General features: G+C 72.9%; 16 protein-coding genes. 12 read left to right on the forward strand and 4 right to left on the reverse strand.

Translation table 11 applies throughout. The features are described 5' to 3' along the window. Positions 1-9: 9 nt before the first annotated feature. Entirely contained in the window at positions 10-1,866 is a 1,857-nt protein-coding gene (locus ACPPVS_RS02770) for a dolichyl-phosphate-mannose--protein mannosyltransferase (protein WP_426594451.1), read from the reverse strand. A 16-nt stretch (positions 1,867-1,882) separates the two neighbouring features. On the opposite strand from ACPPVS_RS02770, the gene rsmI reads away from it, so the two are divergent. The 11 genes from rsmI (at position 1,883) to ACPPVS_RS02825 (ending at position 14,554) form a co-directional block, all read left to right on the forward strand. Next, on the forward strand, positions 1,883-2,779 hold the full coding sequence (gene rsmI, locus ACPPVS_RS02775) for a 16S rRNA (cytidine(1402)-2'-O)-methyltransferase (RefSeq protein ID WP_426594452.1): 897 nt from the start codon (positions 1,883-1,885) through the stop codon (positions 2,777-2,779). A 214-nt stretch (positions 2,780-2,993) separates the two neighbouring features. After that, positions 2,994-4,775 (forward strand): ABC transporter ATP-binding protein, encoded by a 1,782-nt coding sequence (locus tag ACPPVS_RS02780; RefSeq protein ID WP_426594453.1) that lies wholly within the window; start codon positions 2,994-2,996, stop codon positions 4,773-4,775. Positions 4,776-4,806: 31 nt separating this feature from the next. Continuing rightward, the gene (locus tag ACPPVS_RS02785; RefSeq protein ID WP_426594454.1) at positions 4,807-5,877 is read left to right on the forward strand and encodes a PQQ-dependent sugar dehydrogenase; all 1,071 of its coding nucleotides are present in this window, start codon (positions 4,807-4,809) and stop codon (positions 5,875-5,877) included. Positions 5,878-5,902: 25 nt separating this feature from the next. After that, positions 5,903-7,696, forward strand: coding sequence for a methionine--tRNA ligase (gene metG, locus ACPPVS_RS02790; protein WP_426594456.1), 1,794 nt, complete (start codon positions 5,903-5,905; stop codon positions 7,694-7,696). Continuing rightward, positions 7,696-8,607 (forward strand): TatD family hydrolase, encoded by a 912-nt coding sequence (locus tag ACPPVS_RS02795; RefSeq protein WP_426594457.1) that lies wholly within the window; start codon positions 7,696-7,698, stop codon positions 8,605-8,607. The genes metG and ACPPVS_RS02795 overlap by 1 nt, the downstream gene beginning before the upstream one ends. A gap of 145 nt (positions 8,608-8,752) precedes the next feature. Beyond that, entirely contained in the window at positions 8,753-9,952 is a 1,200-nt protein-coding gene (locus ACPPVS_RS02800; RefSeq protein ID WP_426594458.1) for a ubiquitin-like domain-containing protein, read from the forward strand. A gap of 353 nt (positions 9,953-10,305) precedes the next feature. Continuing rightward, the gene (locus ACPPVS_RS02805) at positions 10,306-11,580 is read left to right on the forward strand and encodes a transglycosylase family protein (protein ID WP_426594459.1); all 1,275 of its coding nucleotides are present in this window, start codon (positions 10,306-10,308) and stop codon (positions 11,578-11,580) included. Positions 11,581-11,758: 178 nt separating this feature from the next. Next, positions 11,759-12,709 (forward strand): 16S rRNA (adenine(1518)-N(6)/adenine(1519)-N(6))-dimethyltransferase RsmA, encoded by a 951-nt coding sequence (gene rsmA, locus ACPPVS_RS02810; RefSeq protein ID WP_426594460.1) that lies wholly within the window; start codon positions 11,759-11,761, stop codon positions 12,707-12,709. Continuing rightward, positions 12,706-13,644, forward strand: a complete 939-nt coding sequence (locus tag ACPPVS_RS02815) for a 4-(cytidine 5'-diphospho)-2-C-methyl-D-erythritol kinase (protein ID WP_426594461.1) — start codon at positions 12,706-12,708, stop codon at positions 13,642-13,644. The genes rsmA and ACPPVS_RS02815 overlap by 4 nt, the downstream gene beginning before the upstream one ends. A gap of 48 nt (positions 13,645-13,692) precedes the next feature. Then, positions 13,693-14,025, forward strand: coding sequence for an ArsR/SmtB family transcription factor (locus ACPPVS_RS02820; RefSeq protein ID WP_426594462.1), 333 nt, complete (start codon positions 13,693-13,695; stop codon positions 14,023-14,025). Positions 14,026-14,080: 55 nt separating this feature from the next. Further along, a complete protein-coding gene (locus tag ACPPVS_RS02825) occupies positions 14,081-14,554 on the forward strand; it encodes an SRPBCC family protein (protein WP_426594463.1) in 474 nt (157 codons plus the stop codon). A 90-nt stretch (positions 14,555-14,644) separates the two neighbouring features. On the opposite strand, the gene ACPPVS_RS02830 is transcribed toward ACPPVS_RS02825, so the two are convergent. Continuing rightward, the gene (locus tag ACPPVS_RS02830) at positions 14,645-15,883 is read right to left on the reverse strand and encodes an LCP family protein (protein ID WP_426594464.1); all 1,239 of its coding nucleotides are present in this window, start codon (positions 15,881-15,883) and stop codon (positions 14,645-14,647) included. 96 nt (positions 15,884-15,979) lie between these two features. On the opposite strand from ACPPVS_RS02830, the gene ACPPVS_RS02835 reads away from it, so the two are divergent. Further along, on the forward strand, positions 15,980-17,830 hold the full coding sequence (locus ACPPVS_RS02835; protein ID WP_426594465.1) for an ABC-F family ATP-binding cassette domain-containing protein: 1,851 nt from the start codon (positions 15,980-15,982) through the stop codon (positions 17,828-17,830). Positions 17,831-17,856: 26 nt separating this feature from the next. Here ACPPVS_RS02835 and ACPPVS_RS02840 read toward each other — a convergent pair whose 3' ends face one another. Continuing rightward, on the reverse strand, positions 17,857-19,038 hold the full coding sequence (locus ACPPVS_RS02840) for a CynX/NimT family MFS transporter (RefSeq protein ID WP_426594466.1): 1,182 nt from the start codon (positions 19,036-19,038) through the stop codon (positions 17,857-17,859). Beyond that, on the reverse strand, positions 19,035-19,550 hold the full coding sequence (locus ACPPVS_RS02845) for a MarR family winged helix-turn-helix transcriptional regulator (protein WP_426594467.1): 516 nt from the start codon (positions 19,548-19,550) through the stop codon (positions 19,035-19,037). Before ACPPVS_RS02845 ends, ACPPVS_RS02840 begins: the two co-directional genes overlap by 4 nt. Position 19,551 lies beyond the last annotated feature (1 nt).

A 19,551-nucleotide genomic window follows, 5' to 3' on the forward strand; every position in this document is an offset into this window, starting at 1 on the left:
TCTGGCCGCTCAGATCCAGGTGCGCAGCCACATGTGGAGGTGCCAGAACTTGTACGGGATCACCCACGCGGACCAGATCGGGTAGAAGAACGCCCCGACCAGCACGATCAGCCCGACGAGGATCCCGCTGCCGATGATCGCCCGCCGTCGCCCGACGGGTTCCAGGTCCTTCGGGCCGACCACCAGACCTATCGCGTAGGTCAGGGTCAGCACGATCCACGGCGTGAACACGATCGAGTAGAACGTGAAGATCGTGCGGTGCTGGTAGGCGAACCAGGGCAGCCAGCCCGCGACGATGCCGGACAGGACGGCGCCGGCCCGCCAGTCGCGGTAGCGGATGAGCCAGACGAGCGCGACCAGGATCGCGGCGGTCGCGCACCACCACAGGATCGGGTTGCCCAGTGCGGTGATCGCCTGCGAGCAGGCCGACGCCCCGCACGCGTCCTGCGCCTGCTGACCGGTCAGGTGCGAGATCTCGGTGGGGTAGAACATCGACGTCGGCCGCCACTGCACGATCCATCCGAGCGGGTGCGCCGCGTACGCGTGCGGCGTGTCGAGGCCGTTGTGGAACGCCCACATCTGCTGGTGGTAGTGCAGGAACGACCGCAGCACGGGCGGGAGCCACTGCACGCCCTCGCCGGGGTGCTGCGCGGCCCACTCGTGCCCGTAGGACTGCGGGTGCGTGAACCACGTCCACCAGCTGCCCACGTAGACGGCGAGCGCGATGAACACCATCGAGACGCCCGCGACGAGCCCGTCCTTGACGATGCCCGCCCAGACCCACTGCCGGACGCCCGCGGTGCGTCGTGCGGTGACGTCCCAGACCACGCTGAGCAGCCCGAACACGGCCAGGAAGTACATCGCCGACCACTTGGTGCCCAGCCCCAGACCGAGCAGCACCGCCGCCGCCAGCCGCCACCAGCGCACCCCGAGGCCGGGACCCCAGCCGATCTCCCGCGCGCCGTCCAGGAGCGTCGCGGTCCGGTCCGCGAGCCGTCGCCGGGCCTGGTCGCGGTCCAGGAGCAGCGCCCCGAACGCCGCGAGCATGAAGAACATGAGGAAGGGGTCCAGCAGCGACACCCGCGACAGCACGATCGCCTCGCCGTCGACGGCCAGCAGCAGGCCGGCCACCGTCCCCAGCGCGGTCGACGCCAGCAGCCGGCGCCCGATGCGCGCGACCATGAGCACGGCGAGCGTGCCGCAGATCGCCGCCGACAGCCGCCACGCGGTCGAGCTCTCGATCCCGCCACCGAAGTGGATGCCCAGCGCGATCAGCCACTTGCCGACCTGCGGGTGCACCACGTACTCGCCGGTGGTGCCCAGCCCGCTGACGTTGCCGGCCTCGAACGCCGGGTTGGGGTTGTCCGTCCAGTTGGCCTCGTAGCCGTTGACCAGCAGCGACCAGGCGTCCTTGACGTAGTAGGTCTCGTCGAACACGAGCCGGTGCGGGCGGCCGAGGTCCCAGAACCGGATCAGACCCGCGAACACCGTCACGGCGATCGGCCAGACCCAGCCCATCAGGCGCGCACGGGGTGCGTCGTTGAGGGTGAGGGTGTCCGTGCCGAGCAGCAGCCGGAGCAGTCGCGGGCGGTTCGGCTCGGGCTCCTCGTCCGTGTCGTCGTCCGTGCGCTCGGGGGGGTCCAGGGTCGCGACGACGGTCGCGGTGCGGGCGTGGTCGTCCGAGAGCTCCGGGTCCGCCGAGCCGCTGGACGCGCCGGTCGACGGCGTGCCGCGCAGGCCCACCGGAAGGGCGTCGCGGGCGTCCTCCTGCGGTCCGCTCGGCGGCGCGATGGGCGCGACCCAGGACGCGTCGGCGTCGGGTGACGGCGTCGCGGCGTCGTCTTCGGTGGGCGGCACGCCCGACATCGTAGGGGCGGCGCCTATGGCCGGGTGCAACGCCCGCGGCGGCAGGTGGCAGGCTGACCGCGTGGATGCTCCAGCCCCAGGCCGGCTCGTGCTGGCGGCGACCCCCATCGGAAACGCCGAGGACGCCTCCGCGCACCTGCGCCGGCTGCTCGAGCAGGCCGACGTGGTCGCCGCCGAGGACACGCGGCGCCTGCGCGCGCTCGCCGCGCGGCTCGGCGTCGTGATCGGTGGGCGGGTGGTCAGCCACCACGAGCACAACGAGACGTCGTCGTCCGTCGAGCTGCTGGCGGTCGTCGCGGGCGGCGGCACGGTCGTCGTCGTCACCGATGCCGGCATGCCGGCCGTCTCCGACCCCGGCTTCCGCGTGGTCACCGCCGCCGTCGCCGCGGGCCTGCCCGTCACGGCCGCGCCGGGGCCGAGCGCGGTGCTCACCGCGCTCGCGCTCTCCGGGCTGCCCACCGATCGCTTCTGCTTCGAGGGCTTCCCCCCGCGCAGGCCGGGCGAGCGGTCCCGTGCGTTCGAGCTCCTCGCCGACGAGCGCCGCACGATGATCTTCTTCGAGGCCCCGCACCGCCTGGACGACACGCTCGCGGCGATGGTGTCGGCGTTCGGCGCGGAACGCCCGGCCGCCGTGTGCCGCGAGCTGACCAAGACCTACGAGGAGATCCGACGCGGGCCGTTGTCGGACCTCCTGGAGTGGGCCCGGGCTGACCAGGTGCGCGGCGAGATCGTGGTGGTGGTCGGTGGTGCCTCGGGTGCGGTCGAGCTGTCCACAGCCGACCTCGTCGCGGAGGTCCTGTCCCGGGCCGACGCCGGCGAACGCCTGAAGGACGCGGTGGCCGAGGTCGCCGCCGCGGCGGGCGTCCCGAAGCGCGACCTCTACGCCGCCGCCCTGGCCGCGAAGTCGCGCTGACCCCCACCGCTGCCTCCTCCAACACGGTCGAGAACGGCACTCTGACACGAGAACGGCAGTTCACACTGCCGGTCTCGTGGCACAGTGCCGTTCTCGGCGGCTGGGCGGTAGAGACGGGGGCGGCCCGGCGGCGGGATTCGGGCCGGCGCCGCGCTGATCGGGTGCTCCGGCACGGATGGACGGGGCCCTGGATCAGGCGCATCGAATCGTTACGATGGGGTCCGTGACCGCACCCCAGACGCCGCTCGAGGAGACCTTCGACGGCGCGCACCCCGTGCGCACGCTCAGGCACCTCTTCCGGCCGCAGCGTCGCCGGATGGTCGTCGCGGGGCTCGCGTTCGCGGCCAAGCACTCGCCGATCTGGGTGATCCCCGCGCTGACCGCCAACGTGATCGACGTCGTGGTCCAGCACCAGCCGCTGCGTCAGCTGTGGATCGCTGCCGCGCTGATGACGTTGGTCATCGCCCAGAACGTGCCGCTCGCGCAGGTGTACGTCCGCTACCTGTCGGTGGCGGTGCGCACCGTGGAGACCAACCTGCGGATGTCGCTGAGCCGCCGGCTGCAGGAGCTGTCGATCGGCTACCACCGTCGGGTCAGCGCCGGGGTGCTGCAGGCCAAGATCGTCCGCGACGTCGAGAACGTGGTGGAGAGCAGCCGCCAGGCGTTCGACTCGGGCATGGGCGCGATCACGACCCTCGTCGGCGCGCTGGTCATCACGGCTTTCCGCGTGCCCGAGTTCCTGCCGGTCTTCGCGCTGGCCGTGCCGGCCAGCGCGGCCCTCGTCGTCTCGATGCGCCGCCGGATGACGGCCCGCAACGCCGACTTCCGCGTCCAGGTGGAGCGGATGTCGGCGCGCGTCAGCGAGATGACGCACCTGATCCCCATCACCCGCGCGCACGCCCTGGAGCGCGACGAGCTGGACCGCATGGACGCCACGCTCGGCGACGTGCGCGACGCCGGCATCCGCCTCGACGTGACCAACGGCCGGTTCGGTGCGATGTCGTGGACCGCGATGCAGCTGCTCTCGGTCGCCTGCCTGATCGGTGCCGCGTGGGTGGCGTGGACCGGGCTGTGGGGCATGTCCGCGGGCGACGTGACCATGCTGAGCAGCTACTTCGTCGCGCTGACCGCGTCGGTCACCGCGCTGATGAGCCTCGCGCCGGTGATCACCAAGGGCCTGGAGTCCGTGCGGTCGATGTCCGAGGTGCTCACCGAGCCCGACCTCGAGCGCAACGCCGGCAAGGCGACCGTCGAGCACGTGCACGGCGACGTCGACTTCGAGTCGGTGCGGTACGTCTACGACGACGCCCCGGACGAGGTCGCCGTCGACGGGCTGGACCTGCACGTGCGGGCGGGGGAGACCATCGCGCTGGTGGGCCCGTCGGGCTCGGGCAAGTCGACCGTGCTCAACATGGTGATCGGCTTCCTGACCCCGTCGCGGGGCCGGATCCTGCTCGACGGCCGGGACATGGCCGACCTCGACCTGCGCTCGTACCGGCGTTCGCTCGCGGTGGTCCCGCAGGAGTCCCTGCTGTTCGAGGGGACCGTGCGCGACAACGTCACCTACGGCAGCCCGGACCTCACCGACGACGCCGTCCGCGACGCGCTGCGCGACGCCAACGCGCTCGAGTTCGTCGAGCAGATGGGCGGTCTGGACGCGGTCATCGGCGAGCGCGGCGCGCGCCTGTCCGGGGGCCAGCGACAGCGGCTGGCCATCGCCCGTGCCCTGGTGCGCGACCCGCGCATCTTGGTCCTCGACGAGGCGACGTCGGCGCTCGACACCTCGTCGGAGCGGCTGGTCCAGGAGGCCCTCGGCCGGCTCATGGCCGGCCGGACCACGTTCGTCGTCGCCCACCGCCTGTCCACCATCCGCGGCGCCGACCGCATCGCCTTCATGCGGGCCGGGCGGCTGGTGGAGATCGGGTCGCACGCCGAGCTCGTCGCGGCGGGCGGCGCCTACGCCGAGCTGGACCGGCTCACGAGCGTCCCGGGCTAGCGCCACGGTTCGGACCGTGCTGGGCTGAGGGATGGCTCGTCGCGGGGTGCTCGTCGCCGTCGCCGTGCTGCTGCTCGCGGGCTGCACGGCCACGGACGAGCCGCGGCCGAGCGCGGCGCCCGCCGTCGGTGTCACGGCCACGGATCTCGTCACGGGCCTGGACGTCCCCTGGGGCCTCGCGTTCCTGCCCGACGGCCAGGCCGTGGTGACGCTGCGCGACGCCGCCCGGGCGGTCCTGGTGGACGCCGGGGGCGGCGTGACGGACGTGACGGGGCCGGGTGCCGACCAGCTGACCGCCGAGGTCCGGCCCGCCGGCGAGGGCGGGCTGCTCGGCGTCGCCCTGCTCGGCTCGTCGGCGGACGGTGCCGATCTCGCGTTCTACGCGACGACCGCCGACGACAACCGCGTCCTGCGCGGGACCCTCTCCGGGCACGACCTCGGACCGCTCACGCCGATCGTCACGGGGATCCACAAGGCCGGCAACCACGACGGCGGCCGGCTCGCGGTGGGCCCCGACGGCGACCTGTACGTGAGCACCGGTGACGCGGGAACCCGACCGGACGCGCAGGACCCCGCCAGCCTGAACGGCAAGATCCTGCGGGTCACGTTCGACGGTGACCCGGCCCCGGGCAACCCCACACCGGGCAGCCGGGTGTGGAGCCTCGGGCACCGCAACGTGCAGGGTCTCGGCTGGTCCGCGGACGGCCGCATGTTCGCCTCGGAGTTCGGCCAGGACACCTGGGACGAGCTGAACGTCATCGTCCCGGGCGGCAACTACGGCTGGCCAACCGTCGAGGGGCGCGGGGACGGGTTCGTGCAGCCGGTCGCGGTGTGGCACACGGACGAGGCGTCGCCGAGCGGCCTGGCGGTCACCCACGACGCCGTGTACCTCGCGGCGCTGCGCGGCGAGCGGCTCTGGCGGGTCCCGCTCACCGCGGACGGCGTCGGGACCCCGCAGGCCCTGCTCGTCGGGACCTACGGCCGCCTGCGCACGGTTGCCGTGGCGCCGGACGGGTCGCTGTGGGTGCTCACCAACAACACGGACGGCCGCGGCAACCCCCGGCCGGGCGACGACCGGATCCTGCGGGTGGACGTCGGCTGAAAGACGCTCACCTAGGATCGGGCCCATGTCCCGCATCCTGTCTGCCGTCGCGTGGCCCTACGCGAACGGCCCCCGCCACATCGGTCACGTCGCCGGCTTCGGTGTCCCCTCCGACATCTTCAGCCGCTACATGCGGATGGCGGGCAACGAGGTGCTGATGGTCTCCGGCACCGACGAGCACGGGACGCCGATCCTCGTGCTGGCCGAGCAGGAGGGCGTGGGCCCGCAGGAGCTGGCGGACCGGTACAACCGCGTGATCGTCGAGGACCTGACCAACCTCGGGCTGTCGTACGACCTGTTCACGCGGACGACGACGCGCAACCACTACGCGGTCGTGCAGGAGATGTTCCGCACGGTGCACAAGAACGGCTACATGATCGAGCAGTCGACCCTGGGCGCCATCTCGCCGAGCACCGGCCGGACGCTGCCCGATAGGTACGTCGAGGGCACCTGCCCGATCTGCGGCTACGACGGCGCGCGCGGCGACCAGTGCGACAACTGCGGCAACCAGCTCGACGCCATCGACCTGATCAACCCGCACAGCCGCATCAACGGCGAGACGCCCAAGTTCGTCGAGTCCACCCACTTCTTCCTCGACCTGCCGGCGTTCGCGTCCGCGCTCGAGGCGTGGCTGCGCACGCGCACCGACTGGCGCCCGAACGTCCTGAACTTCTCGCTCAACCTCATCGACGACCTTCGCCCGCGCGCCATGACGCGGGACATCGACTGGGGTATCCCGGTGCCGCTGGAGGGCTGGGAGACCAACCCGAACAAGCGCCTGTACGTGTGGTTCGACGCGGTCATCGGCTACCTGTCGGCGTCGATCGAATGGGCACGCCGCAGCGGCGACCCGGACGCCTGGCACCCGTTCTGGAACGACCCGACGGCCCTGAGCTACTACTTCATGGGCAAGGACAACATCACGTTCCACTCGCAGATCTGGCCGGCGGAGCTGCTCGCCTACGACGGCGGCGGCACGCGCGGAGGATCGCCCGGCGTGTTCGGGACGCTCAACCTGCCCACCGAGGTGGTGTCCAGCGAGTTCCTCACGATGGAGGGCAAGCAGTTCTCCTCGTCGCGCGGCGTGGTCATCTACGTCCGTGACGTGCTGTCGCGCTACCAGCCGGACGCGCTGCGCTACTTCCTGAGCGTCAACGGGCCGGAGAACCAGGACTCGGACTTCACGTGGGCGGACTTCAAGACCCGCACCAACACGGAGCTGGTGGCGGGCTGGGGCAACCTGGTCAACCGCACGGCCAGCATGATCGCCAAGAACTTCGGCGAGATCCCGGCCGCCGGACCCCTGCAGCCCGTCGACAGTGCCCTTCTCGCGACGACGGCCGCGGGCTTCGGCCGCGTCGGCGAGCTGCTCGAGGGTCACCGCAACAAGGCCGCGATCGGCGAGGCGATGCGGGTGGTCCAGGAGGCCAACCGGTACATCTCCGAGACCGAGCCATGGAAGCTGACCACCGACCGCGACCGCCTGGGCACCGTGCTGCACACGGCCGCGCAGGCGGTCAGCGACGCCAACACGCTGCTCGCACCGTTCTTGCCGCACTCGGCGCAGGCGGTCCACGAGACGCTCGGCGGCACGGGCGTCTTCTCGCCGCTGCCACGGATCGACGAGGTCACCGACCTGGACGACGCCTCGCGGGCCTACCCGATCATCACGGGCGACTACGAGCTCGGCCGGACCGTCGCGCCGTGGGCGTCGAAGCCGCTCGTGCCCGGCACACCCGTCGCCAAGCCGTCCCCGGTGTTCACCAAGCTCGACGACTCGATCGTCGAGGAGGAGCTCGACCGGCTGCGTCAGGGCTGATGTCGCGGTCCCGAGCGCCCAGGGGCTGGCCGGATCCCCCCGAGCCGTTGCCGCTGGCCGTCGTCGACAACCACACCCACCTCGACTCGGTGCTGACGTGGCGGGCCGACGGGTGGGAGCAGGCCGACGACCTGGGCGCGCAGCTGGACCGGGCGGCCGCGGTGGGCGTCGAACGGATGGTCCAGGTCGGCTGCGACCTGGCGGCGGTGGACTGGACCTCGTCCGTGGTCCGCGCGCACCCGCAGCTGCTCGGCGCGGTGGCGATCCACCCGAACGAGGCCGTGCGGCACGCGGGCGTCCGGGAGGTCGCCGCCGACGGTCTCGACCCCGAGGAGCCCCACGAGACCGGCCTCGACGACGCCCTGGCGCACGTCGCGTCCGTCGCGCGCGCGAACGACCGCATCCGTGCGATCGGCGAGACGGGCCTGGACCACTTCCGAGCCGGACCCGCGGGTCGCGCGGTCCAGCGGGAGGCGTTCCGCGCGCACATCGCCCTGGCCAAGGAGCTGGGCCTGGCGCTGCAGATCCACGACCGCGACGCCCACGACGAGGTGGTCGAGGTGCTGCTCGCCGACGGAGCACCGGACCGCACCGTGTTCCACTGCTTCTCGGGGGACGCCGACCTGGCGCGGCTGGCGGTCTCGCAGGGGTGGTACCTGTCGTTCGCGGGGCCGATCTCGTTCGGGGCCAACGAGACCCTGCGCGCGGCGCTGCGTGAGGTGCCGCCGTCCCGGCTGCTCGTGGAGACCGATGCGCCGTACCTGACCGTGCACCCCTTCCGCGGTCGCCCGAACGCGCCGTACCTCCTTCCCGGCACCGTGCGTACGGTCGCCGAGGTCACCGGGCGTGCGCTCGAGGACGTCTGCGCGTCGGTCGCGACGACGTCGGCGGCGGTCTACGGCGCGTGGTGACCCGTTTGTCCCCGAATGCCCGGAGCGCAGGTACCGCAACTCGGACGCCGGGTTTCGGGGATCATCACGGATCGGTTACGGTCGGACCGCCGTCCAGGACGGTGCCCAGCCCCCAGCCCCGCCCCCAGGACCGAGGAGCCACCGCGTGAGCGACGCAGAGGAGCGTGCGACGACCCGTCGCATCGTGCCTCGCGGACGCCTCGGCCGGCTCGTCGCCCAGGCCGCCGTGCTCGCCGTCGTCGCCGGGGTGACCAGCGCGTTCGCGGTGCTGCACAAGCAGGTCACGGTCGACGTCGACGGCCACCCGGTCCGGGTCGAGGCCTTCGGTCGGACGGTCGGCGACGTGCTGGCCAGCGGAAACATCACGGTCGGCGCCCGCGACCTGGTCGCGCCCTCGCTCGACGAGACGATCTCCTCGGACGACCAGATCGTGGTCCGCCACGGGCACGACGTCGACGTCGAGGTCGACGGCGCCCAGCGCAAGGTGTGGACCACCGCGCTCACCGTGGGCGAGGCCGTCGACTCGCTCGGGCTACACGACGACGAGGTGCGCCTCTCGGCGTCGCGGTCGGCGTCGCTCGGCCGGGACATGCTGCGCGTCTCGACGCTCAAGACGATCCATCTCGTGGTCGACGGGCAGGTGATCGACGGCGTGAGCAGCGCCGCCACCGTCCGCGACGCCCTCAAGGACATCGGCCTCGTGCTGGACGACGGCGACCAGGTCTCGGTGCCGCTCGACGCCACCGCCGTGGACGGGCTGGTGGTCCTGGTGACCCGCGCGAGCACCGGTGGCGCGACCGTCACCGAAGCCGTGCCGTTCGACTCCCAGCAGGTCGACGACCCGAAGTCGATCAAGGGCACCACCGTCATCGAGACCAAGGGCAAGGCCGGCGTCCGGACCACCACGTACGAGCTGCAGACGGTCGGCGGAGTGGTCACCGGCCGCACGGCGATCTCGTCGGTGATCACGGTCGCCCCGGTCACGCAGGTGACCAAGGTGGGCACCCAGGAGCTGCCCGACCCGGCCGTCGTGGTCGTGGCACCCGGCAGCGCCCAGGAGATCGCCAAGGGCATGGTGGCCGCCCGCGGCTGGGGCGACGACCAGTTCGCCTGCCTGGTCTCGCTGTGGAACGCCGAGAGCGGCTGGCGCGTGAACGCGGGCAACCAGTCCTCGGGTGCCTACGGCATCCCGCAGGCGCTCCCGGGGTCCAAGATGGCCTCCGCAGGAGCCGACTGGCAGACCAACCCGGCCACCCAGATCACGTGGGGTCTGGGCTACATCGCGGGGCGGTACGGCACCCCGTGCGCGGCCTACGCCAAGCACCAGTCGTCGGGTTGGTACTGACCCACTGCGGCTGGTGCGGCCCTGCGTTCACACAATCTCCTCGTCTGTTGCCGAACCTGCTCTGACGTGGGTCGATGCACCGAAGATCCGCATGATCACCTGGGTCTGACGCCCAGCGGCTTGGCTTTTTGATCACGATACGGTTACGGTCGGGGCGCTCCGAGAAACTGGACAACGGCCCACGTGGGCCGTCGACCGCCCTCCCGGAGCCGACGGGGCCCGCCACCGGTGGGCCGCCGTGACGGCCGGATCGGGGATCCGGAACCGACGGTTGACGCCTCCCTCCAGGCGTCTGCACGAGCCCGCACCAGGGGTTCACCGCCGGGTGCCGCACCGCGGCACGACCGCACCCCGTGCCCGGGCACCTCGACGGCTGGAGCCTCGTGCAGTTCTCGACCCTGAACCCCTTCGCGCGCGCTGCGCAGCCTCACGACGACGCCACCTCGGCACCTTCGGACGGCACGGCACCCGACACCACGACCGCGAAGGGCCATCGGTCGATGCGCACTCGCGTCCTTCCCATCTCGGCGGCGACCCTCGCCCTCGTCCTCGCGGGCGGCACAGCGGCCTTCGCCCACGCCCAGAAGACCGTGACGCTGGACGTCGACGGCAAGGTCGACAAGGTCACCACGTTCGCCGGCTCGGTCGACGGACTGCTCGACGGGCAGCACGTCACCGTCGGCAGCCGCGACGACGTGAGCGCGAGCGGCTCGCTGAGCGAAGGCGCAGAGATCGTCGTGCGGCACGCGCACCGGATCACGGTGAACGTGGACGGCACGCGGACCGCGCTCTGGACGACGGCCCTGTCCGCCGACGCCGCGCTGGACACCCTCGCGTCCCGCGGCCAGTCGGTCGCCCTGATCGCGTCCCGGTCCGCCGACCGCGCCGAGCTGCCCCTGGACCTGACCGTGACCGGTCCGGCCGAGGTGCTCGTCGACGGCACGACCCTCCCGGTCCCGGACGCCGACACGACCGTCGCGCAGGTGCTCACCGAGAAGAAGATCGTGCTGCAGCCGTTGGACCTCGTCTCGGTGCGGCACGCCGACACCGGTCGCGTCCAGGTGGTCGTGAACCGCGTCGTCGAGCAGGACGTCACCTCGACCGTCGCGGTCCCCTTCACGTCGAGCGAGCAGGCCGAGCCGACGCGCTACGTCGGTCAGAAGCGCGTGCTCACGGCCGGTGTCGCCGGGGTGCGCACCGTCGTCGAGCACGTGACCACGGTCGACGGCGTCGAGTCGGCGCGGACGCCCGTCTCCGACACCGTCACGCAGGCGCCGGTCGCCGAGGTGGTCGGGGTCGGCAGCAAGGCGCGACCCGTCGTCGCCAAGGCGCCCGTCGCCAAGGCACCGGTCGCTGCCGGGTCCCCGGTCACGGCCGGTGGGTCCGCCGACTCGCTCAACTGGGCCGCGCTCGCCGCGTGCGAGTCGGGCGGCAACCCCGGCTCGGTCTCCAGCAGCGGCAAGTACTACGGCCTCTACCAGTTCTCGCTGAGCACCTGGGCAGCGGTCGGCGGGTCCGGCCTGCCGTCGCAGGCGTCCGCGGCCGAGCAGACGGCCCGCGCCAAGATGCTCTACAACCGCTCGGGCGCCGGCCAGTGGCCCGTCTGCGGGAAGAACCTCTTCGGCTGAGCAAGCTCGTCGCGAAGCCTCCGGACCGGAGGCTGAGCGCACCCGCGCGAGGCCTCCGACCGGAGGTCGAGCGTCTCTCTGGCGAGGCCTCCGTCCGGATCGGGCGGAGGCCTCGTGCCGTTTCCCGATGGACCGTCGCGGTGTGGGCAGGTCCGACGACTCGCCTAGGCTCGGGCGCATGTCGAGCATCGAGCTGCTGAGCGCCACGGAGATCCGTGAGCTCGCCGCACGCGCGGGGATCCGGCCGACCAAGCAGCTCGGGCAGAACTTCGTGCTCGACGGCGGGACCGTGCGCAAGATCGTCCGGCAGGCCGACGTGCGGGCGGGCGACCGCGTGGTCGAGGTCGGGCCCGGCCTGGGCTCGCTGACGCTCGGGCTGCTCGAGGCCGGTGCCGACGTGGTCGCCGTCGAGATCGATCCCGTGCTCGCCCGCCTCCTGCCGTCGACCGTCCTCGCCCACCTCCCGGGTCTGACGGTGCTCGAGGGTCGCGACGACGCGCCCGTCGTCCTGCGGGACGCCGACGGTCGCGACCGGCTGACGATCGTGCTGTCCGACGCCCTCGAGGTGCGCGCCCTGCCCGGCCCCCCGCCCGTGGCCCTCGTCGCGAACCTTCCGTACAACGTGTCCGTGCCGGTCCTGCTCACGTTCCTCGAGCGGTTCGACTCGCTCGAACGCGTCCTCGTCATGGTGCAGGCCGAGGTCGCCGACCGCCTCGCTGCGCCGCCGGGCAGCCGCACGTACGGGGTGCCGTCCGCGAAGGCCGCCTGGTACGCGTCGGCCCGGCGGACCGCGACCGTCGGCCGCACGGTCTTCTGGCCCGCCCCCAACGTCGACTCGGCGCTGGTCCGGTTCGACCGCCGTGAGCCGCCGACCACCACCGCCTCGCGCGAGGCGGTGTTCGCCGTCGTCGACACCGCGTTCGCGCAGCGCCGCAAGATGCTCCGATCGGCGTTGTCCGGCCTCGCAGGATCGCCGGATGCCGCTGTGGCGGCCATCCAGGCCGCCGGCGTGGACCCGCAGGCGCGCGGCGAGGTCGTCGACATCGCGGGGTTCGCCGCGATCGCAGCGGCCCTGTCTGCGGCCTCCGCCGCCGCGCGCCCCGAGGAACCTGGCAGGGTGGAACCGTGACCCTGACCCCCGTCGCGCCGCTGCCCGAGCACGAGGTACGGGTCCGCGCGCCGGGCAAGGTCAACCTGTCGCTGCGCGTCGGCCCGCTCGAGGCCGACGGCTACCACCCTGTCTCGACGGTGTTCCAGGCGGTGTCGGTGTTCGAGGAGGTCGTCGCGACCCCCGCCGAGCGTCGCACCCTGACCGTCAGCGGTCCGCAGTCCGAGCACGTGCCGACCGACTCGACCAACCTCGCCCTGCAGGCCGCCCGGCTGGTCGCCGCGCGCGCGGGCATCGACGACGGTGTGCACCTGCACCTGCACAAGGGCGTCCCGGTCGCCGGGGGGATGGCCGGGGGGTCCGCCGACGCGGCCGCGGCGTTGATCGCGTGCGACGCGCTCTGGCGCACCGGGCTCTCGCGGGACGACCTGCTCGAGCTCGCCGCCGAGCTCGGGTCCGACGTGCCGTTCGCGCTGTCGGGCCACACCGCCGTCGGTACCGGCCGCGGGCACCTGCTGACGCCCGCGCTCAGCCGCGGCGAGTTCCACTGGGCGTTCGCCGTCCAGGACCGCGGTCTGTCGACCGCTGCCGTGTACGCCGCTTTCGACCGGCTCGCCGACGCGCCCAGGATCCCCGACCCCGAGGACGACGTGCCGCTCATGCAGGCCCTGCGCGCGGGTGACCCGCGGGCGCTCGGCGCCGCCCTGCACAACGACCTGCAGCTCGCCGCGCTGTCCGTCGACCCCGGTCTCGCCGAGCCGCTGGCGGTCGCGCAGGACGCCGGGGCGCTCGGCGTGGTGCTCTCCGGGTCCGGTCCGACCGTCGCCGCCCTCGGCCGCAGCCGTCAGCACGCGCTCGTGCTGGCCGCCGCCTTCACCGCCTCCGGCGTCGCGGACCGCGTCCTGACCGCCGCCGGCCCCGTCGCGGGTGCGCGCGTGGTGAGCTCGACCGACTGATCACCCCCGTGCTTGACTCCCGGGTTCCGACCACCAATACTTAAGCACATGCTTAAGCATGACGATCTGGACAAGGTCTTCAAGGCCCTGTCCGACGCGACCCGCCGGGCGATGGTCGAGCGCCTGGTCCGGGGGCCCGTGTCGGTCAGCCAGCTCGCCGAACCGTTCGTGATGTCCCTCCCGGCCGTCCACCAGCACCTCGCCGTGCTCGAGGACGCGGGGATCGTGTCGTCGCACAAGATCGGTCGGGTCCGCACCGTCCAGCTGTCCGCGGGCGCGCTCGCGCCCGCGGGGGAGTGGCTGGGCCGACAACGGCTGCCGGCCGAGCGGCGGCTCGACCGCCTCGGTGCCTTCCTGGCCGACCCGCCCTTGTCCCCCTGAATGCAGCCGGAAAACACCCCACCGGCCGTTCGTCGGCCCTCCGAGAGGAATCATCATGTCCACCGAGACCAGCACCGACAGCACCGTCGCGCACGCCACGTTCGTCATCGACCGCACGTTCGACGCGTCGCTCGACCGCGTCTGGGACGCGTTCGCCGTCGCCGAGAAGCGCGCGCAGTGGTTCGGCGGCGACGACAGCTTCACGGCCACCGAGGACACCCAGGACTTCCGCGTCGGCGGCGGAGCCGTGAACGACGGGCAGTGGCACGGTGGCCCGACCAGCCGCTTCGTCGCGACCTACACGGACATCGTCGACAAGCAGCGGATCGTCTCCACGTACGACATGTGGGTGGGCGGCGAGCACCTGTCGACGTCCGTCACGACCACCGAGCTCGCGGCCGTCGACGGCGGCACGCGTGTGGTCTACACGGAGCACGGGGTGTTCCTGGACGGCAAGGACGACGGCTCGCAGCGCGAGGCCGGCTCGCGCGGCATCTTCGACGCGCTGGCCGCCTACCTCGCCCGGTGAGCGGCGCCGGCCCGACCCGTCGCTCACCGGCCGCACACCGGGGCGACGGATCCCCCTGCGATCCGTCGACCCGAGGTGCGGCCTCGTCGCTCACGAGCAGGTCGACGACGCGTCGCCCGAGGTGAGCAGCCCGCCCGGCGGCGTGTACGCAGGCACTGACGGCGCGGCGGTGGTCGCTGGGACCGTAGCGGTCGGCGCCGGCGCCGGGCCATCGGATTGCGGTTGGTCGGACCCGTCACCGTCCGCTTCGCCGATCGGCTGGTCGGCGGAGATGCGGGACCACAGGGCCGCGTCCCCCGGCACCCCCTCGACCCGCCCGCTGTGGGTACGCGATGGCACGGTGGGCATCGAGACGAACACGATGTGGTCTGCGCGCACGTGTCGCAGCGAGAGGCCCAGGCCGGTCAGGTCCTGCAGGGACGCGAACCCGTCGCTGGCCGTCAGCGACTTCGTCGCCGCCCGGGCGAAGCCGAGCAGCGACCCGGGGTTCGAGAGCACCGACGAGCTGAGCACCTTGCGTGCCATCGCTGCCATCAGGTCGTGCTGGCGCAGGATGCGCTGCGTGTCGGAGCCGTCGCCGATGTTGTACCGGGCCCGCGAGAACTGCAGCGCGGTCTGGCCGTCGAAGACCTGCTGCCCCGCCGTGACGTGCAGGCCGGTCTTCGGGTCGTCGTAGTTCCGCGTCAGGCAGATCGGCACGCCGCCGATGGCGTCGACCATCGCCTGGAAGCCGACGAAGTCCAGCAGCAGGAACCCGTCGAGCTGCACGCCCGTGAGCGACTCGACCGTGCGCCACGTGCAGGCGGCGGCGGTCGCCAGGTCCTGGCTCCTGTCCCATCCGACGGCGAACGCGTTGTTGAACTGGTCGTCGTGCTTGGCCGGGATCGTGGTGCCGGTCTTGGTCGTGCACGTCGGGCGGTCCACCAGGAGGTCGCGGGGGATGGACACCAGCTCGATCCGGCTCCGGTCCGCCGAGATGTGGGCGACGATCGTGGTGTCCGAGTGCATCCCGTCGTTGGCCCCGCCGATCGCCGCGTTCGCGCCGCTGCGGTCGTCGGAACCGAGGACGAGGACGTTCACGGGCGATCCGCTGCGTCCGTCGGCGGGCGCCGACGCTGAGGAGGACGCGGTGGGCTCGGGGCGGTCGCCGAGCAGCCCGGACAGGTCGCCGGCGTTGGTGATGTTCGCGTTGAGGTCGCGGTAGACGGCATACGCGGCCCCGGCGCCGAGCGCGAGCACCGCCACGAGCGTGATCGCCGTGACGCGGACGACCGTGCGGGCCGTGGGCCGACGACGACGTCGGGCATGCTGTGCATCCGCTGAGCGCATGCTTCGGACGCTAGGCCGCAGGTCAGGGGCGGTGCGGGCACTTGCGTGGAGATCCCGTCGAGGGTGTGTGCACGTGTGCGGGTAACCTTCACGCCGATGGCTCACCTACTCGGCGCGGACCGCGTCACGCTCACGCTGGGCACCCGGACGCTGCTGGACGAGGTCTCCCTCGGTCTGGACGACGGTGCGCGCATCGGCGTGGTCGGACCCAACGGTGCCGGCAAGTCCACGCTCCTGCGCGTGCTGTCCGGCCAGCAGGAGCCCGACTCCGGCCGCGTCACGCGCGCGGGCGGCGTGCGGATCGTCGTGCTGGACCAGCGCGACCAGCTCGCACCCGGTCGGACCGTCCTGGACGTGGTGCACGGGTCTGCCGACGAGCACGAGTGGGCGGCCGACTCGCGGATCCGCTCGGTGCACGCGGGCCTGCTCGCCGACGTGTCGCTCGACACCGAGGTCGACACGCTCTCCGGCGGGCAACGCCGCCGGGTCGCGCTGGCCGCGCTGCTCGTGCGCGACGACGAGGTGCTGGTGCTCGACGAGCCGACCAACCACCTGGACGTCGAGGGCGTGGCATGGCTGGCCGAGCACCTGGTCGAGCGGTTCGGGCGCGGGCAGGGCGCGCTCGTCGTCGTCACCCACGACCGGTGGTTCCTCGACGCCGTCTGCACCCGGACCTGGGAGGTCCACGACGGTGGGGTGGACCAGTACGAGGGCGGGTACGCGGCCTATGTGCTGACGCGGGCGGAGCGGGCTCGCACCGCCTCGACGGCCGAGGACAAGCGGCAGAACCTGCTGCGCAAGGAGCTCGCCTGGCTCCGCCGCGGGGCTCCGGCGCGCACCTCGAAGCCCAAGTTCCGCATCGACGCGGCCAACGAGCTGATCGCCGACGAACCGCCCCCGCGGGACCAGCTGTCGCTCACGCGCATGGCCACGGCGCGCCTCGGCAAGGATGTGCTCGACATCGAGGACGCCTCCGTCGTCTTCCCCGGTGTCGACGGCGCGCCCGAGCGCGTCCTGCTGCACGACATCACCTGGCGGCTCGGTCCCGGTGACCGGGTCGGGCTGGTCGGCGTGAACGGCGCCGGGAAGACGTCGCTGCTCCGGCTGCTGTCCGGCCGCCTGGAACCGACGACCGGCCGGGTCAAGCGCGGCAAGACCGTTCAGGTGGCCGAGCTGCGCCAGGACGTGGAGGACCTCGACGAGCTCGCCGGGCTGCGCGTGATCGAGGTGATCGAGCAGGAGAAGCGGTCGGTCGTCGTCGGCGGCAAGGAGCTGACGGCGGCGCAGCTGGTCGAGCGGCTCGGCTTCGACCGCGAGCGCTCGCGGACCCCGGTCAGGGACCTGTCCGGCGGAGAGCGCAGACGCCTGCAGCTGCTCCGGCTCCTCGTCGGCGAACCGAACGTCCTGCTGCTCGACGAGCCCACCAACGACCTCGACACCGACACGCTCGCCGCGCTCGAGGACCTGCTCGACGGCTGGCCGGGGACCCTGATCGTCGTCTCGCACGACCGGTACCTGCTCGAGCGCGTCTGCGACCGGCAGATGGCACTCCTCGGAGACGGCCTCCTGCGCGAGCTCCCCGGCGGCGTCGAGCAGTACCTGACCCTGCGCCGGACCGCGATCGCTGCGGGCGGCTCGGTGGCCTCGGTCCTCGACGCCCGGCCGGCAGGCATGGTGAGCGAGGCGGCGTCCGACCGATCGACACCGGCGCCCGCCGCACCGGCACCGAGCGAGGCCGAGCTGCGCACCGCCCGCAAGGAGATCGCGCGCATCGAGCGCCGCCTGTCCCGGATCGCCGACCAGGAGTCGGCCATCCACCACAAGATGTCCGAGCAGGCGACCGACCACCAGGCCGTGCTCGCCCTCGACGCGGAGCTGCGAGCGCTGGCCGCCGAGAAGGACGACCTGGAGACCGCCTGGATGGAAGCCGCCGAGATCGTCGGCTGAGGCCGGTAGACGGCGTCGGACGTAGGTCAGGCCGGCGTGGGCGCAGGCCGAACTGATCGCAGCGCCAGCCCCGACGCACTTGCCATGGTGACCACGGCGACGAGCACGACGGCCAACGGCCCCGACCACCCGTTGGACGCCGTGTGCACGGCGCCGAGCACGGACGGCCCGAGCGCCCCGGCCGTGTACCCGACGGACTGCACGGTCGCCGACATCCGCCGCGCGGCGGCCTGGGAGCCGGCCGAGGATGCGATCACCGTGAAGATCACGGTGAAGTTCCCGCCCTGCGCGGCGCCGGCACAGACGCACCAGACCGCCCACCACGAGGGCGCGACGAGCAGGCCCAGGGGGAGCGCCAGCCAGAACAGCGCGATGCCCGCCGACACGAACGGCAGAGGCACGCGCCGCGCCAGGACGAGCGGCACGGCGACGCCGCCCACCATGCCGAACAGCTGGAACAGGGCGGCCGCGCCGCCGGCACCGGTCGGGGCAAGCCCGAGCGTGTCGTGCAGGATCGAGGGCAGCCACGCGCTGACGGCGTAGTACCCGAACGCCTGCCCGGCGAACGCGACGGCCAGGAACCAGGTCACGGGTCGACGCCACACCGAGCCCCCGGAGGCGGCCAGGACGGGCGGTGCGACGTCGTCGCGCCGCGGGTAGGCCCTGCGCCAGACCACGAGCGCGACGATCGCCAGCAGCCCCCACGAGGCGAGCGCCCACCGCCAGCCGATCGCGGCGGCGAGCGGCGCGGTGAACACGGTGGTCAGTACGGCTCCGCCGTTGAGCCCGGCCGTGTAGAGGCCGGTGACGCGCGCGACGGACGACGGGAAGTCGCGCCCGATGACCACCGGCACCGCGACGTTCCCCGCGGTGATGGCGACGCCGATCAGGACGGTGCCGGCAAGGGCGAGCCCGAAGCCGCCGGACGAGCGCAGCAGCGTGCCGACGAGCACGGTCACCAGCGACGCCGCGACGACGCGCGAGGTGCCGAGCCGCCCGAGGAGCACGGCCATCAGGGGCGTGAGCAGCGCGAAGCAGAGCACCGGGACGCCGGTCAGGAGCCCGACGCCGGCGGCGGACAGGCCGAGGTCGGCACGCACGTCGCCGACCACCGGCGCCAGCGCCGTGATCGGCGCGCGCAGGTTCAGGGCGTAGAGCAGGACCGCGGCGAGAAGGAGGCCCCGAGACGCGGAACGGACGGTCGTCAAGACGCGTCGAACGGTGCGACGACCTCGCGCAGCAGCGCCGCGAGCTGGTCGCGGTCGCGCTCGTCGAGATCGCCCAGCAGGCCGCGCTCGACGTCGAGCAGATCGGCGAAGGCGGCGTCGACCCGGGCGAGTCCGGCCGCGGTGAGCTGGACGAGCACCCCGCGCCGGTCGTCGGGGGCGGGCAGCCGCTCGACCAGCCCGTGCTCGGCCAGCCGGTCGATGCGGTTGGTCATGGTGCCGCTCGTGACGAGCGTCTGGGTCAGCAGCGCGCCGGGCGACAGCTGGTACGGGGAGCCCGCGCGCCGCAGCGCGGACAGGACGTCGAACTCCCACGTCTCGAGATCGTGCCGGGCGAACGCGGACCGTCGTGCGAGGTCCAGGTGCCGGGCCAGGCGGCTCACGCGCGAGAGCACGGTCAGGGGGCGGACGTCGAGGTCGGGTCGCTCGCGCTGCCAGGCGAGGACGATCCTGTCGACCTCGTCCCGTGCGCCGGCGCGATCCGGGGGTGCCATA

The sequence above is a fragment of the Cellulomonas sp. McL0617 genome (assembly GCF_049994875.1).
Classification (GTDB): Bacteria; Actinomycetota; Actinomycetes; order Actinomycetales; family Cellulomonadaceae; genus Cellulomonas.

Excerpts from the sequence above, each read along its gene's own strand:
- ACPPVS_RS02835 (WP_426594465.1), top strand. The coding sequence starts at position 15,980 with ATGGCTCACCTACTCGGCGCGGACCGCGTCACGCTCACGCTGGGCACC.
- rsmI (WP_426594452.1), top strand. The coding sequence starts at position 1,883 with ATGGCCGGGTGCAACGCCCGCGGCGGCAGGTGGCAGGCTGACCGCGTG.
- ACPPVS_RS02780 (WP_426594453.1), top strand. The coding sequence starts at position 2,994 with ATGGGGTCCGTGACCGCACCCCAGACGCCGCTCGAGGAGACCTTCGAC.
- metG (WP_426594456.1), top strand. The coding sequence starts at position 5,903 with ATGTCCCGCATCCTGTCTGCCGTCGCGTGGCCCTACGCGAACGGCCCC.
- ACPPVS_RS02820 (WP_426594462.1), top strand. The coding sequence starts at position 13,693 with ATGCTTAAGCATGACGATCTGGACAAGGTCTTCAAGGCCCTGTCCGAC.
- rsmA (WP_426594460.1), top strand. The coding sequence starts at position 11,759 with ATGTCGAGCATCGAGCTGCTGAGCGCCACGGAGATCCGTGAGCTCGCC.
- ACPPVS_RS02770 (WP_426594451.1), bottom strand. The coding sequence starts at position 1,866 with ATGTCGGGCGTGCCGCCCACCGAAGACGACGCCGCGACGCCGTCACCC.
- ACPPVS_RS02830 (WP_426594464.1), bottom strand. The coding sequence starts at position 15,883 with ATGCGCTCAGCGGATGCACAGCATGCCCGACGTCGTCGTCGGCCCACG.
- ACPPVS_RS02795 (WP_426594457.1), top strand. The coding sequence starts at position 7,696 with ATGTCGCGGTCCCGAGCGCCCAGGGGCTGGCCGGATCCCCCCGAGCCG.
- ACPPVS_RS02825 (WP_426594463.1), top strand. The coding sequence starts at position 14,081 with ATGTCCACCGAGACCAGCACCGACAGCACCGTCGCGCACGCCACGTTC.
- ACPPVS_RS02845 (WP_426594467.1), bottom strand. The coding sequence starts at position 19,550 with ATGGCACCCCCGGATCGCGCCGGCGCACGGGACGAGGTCGACAGGATC.
- ACPPVS_RS02785 (WP_426594454.1), top strand. The coding sequence starts at position 4,807 with ATGGCTCGTCGCGGGGTGCTCGTCGCCGTCGCCGTGCTGCTGCTCGCG.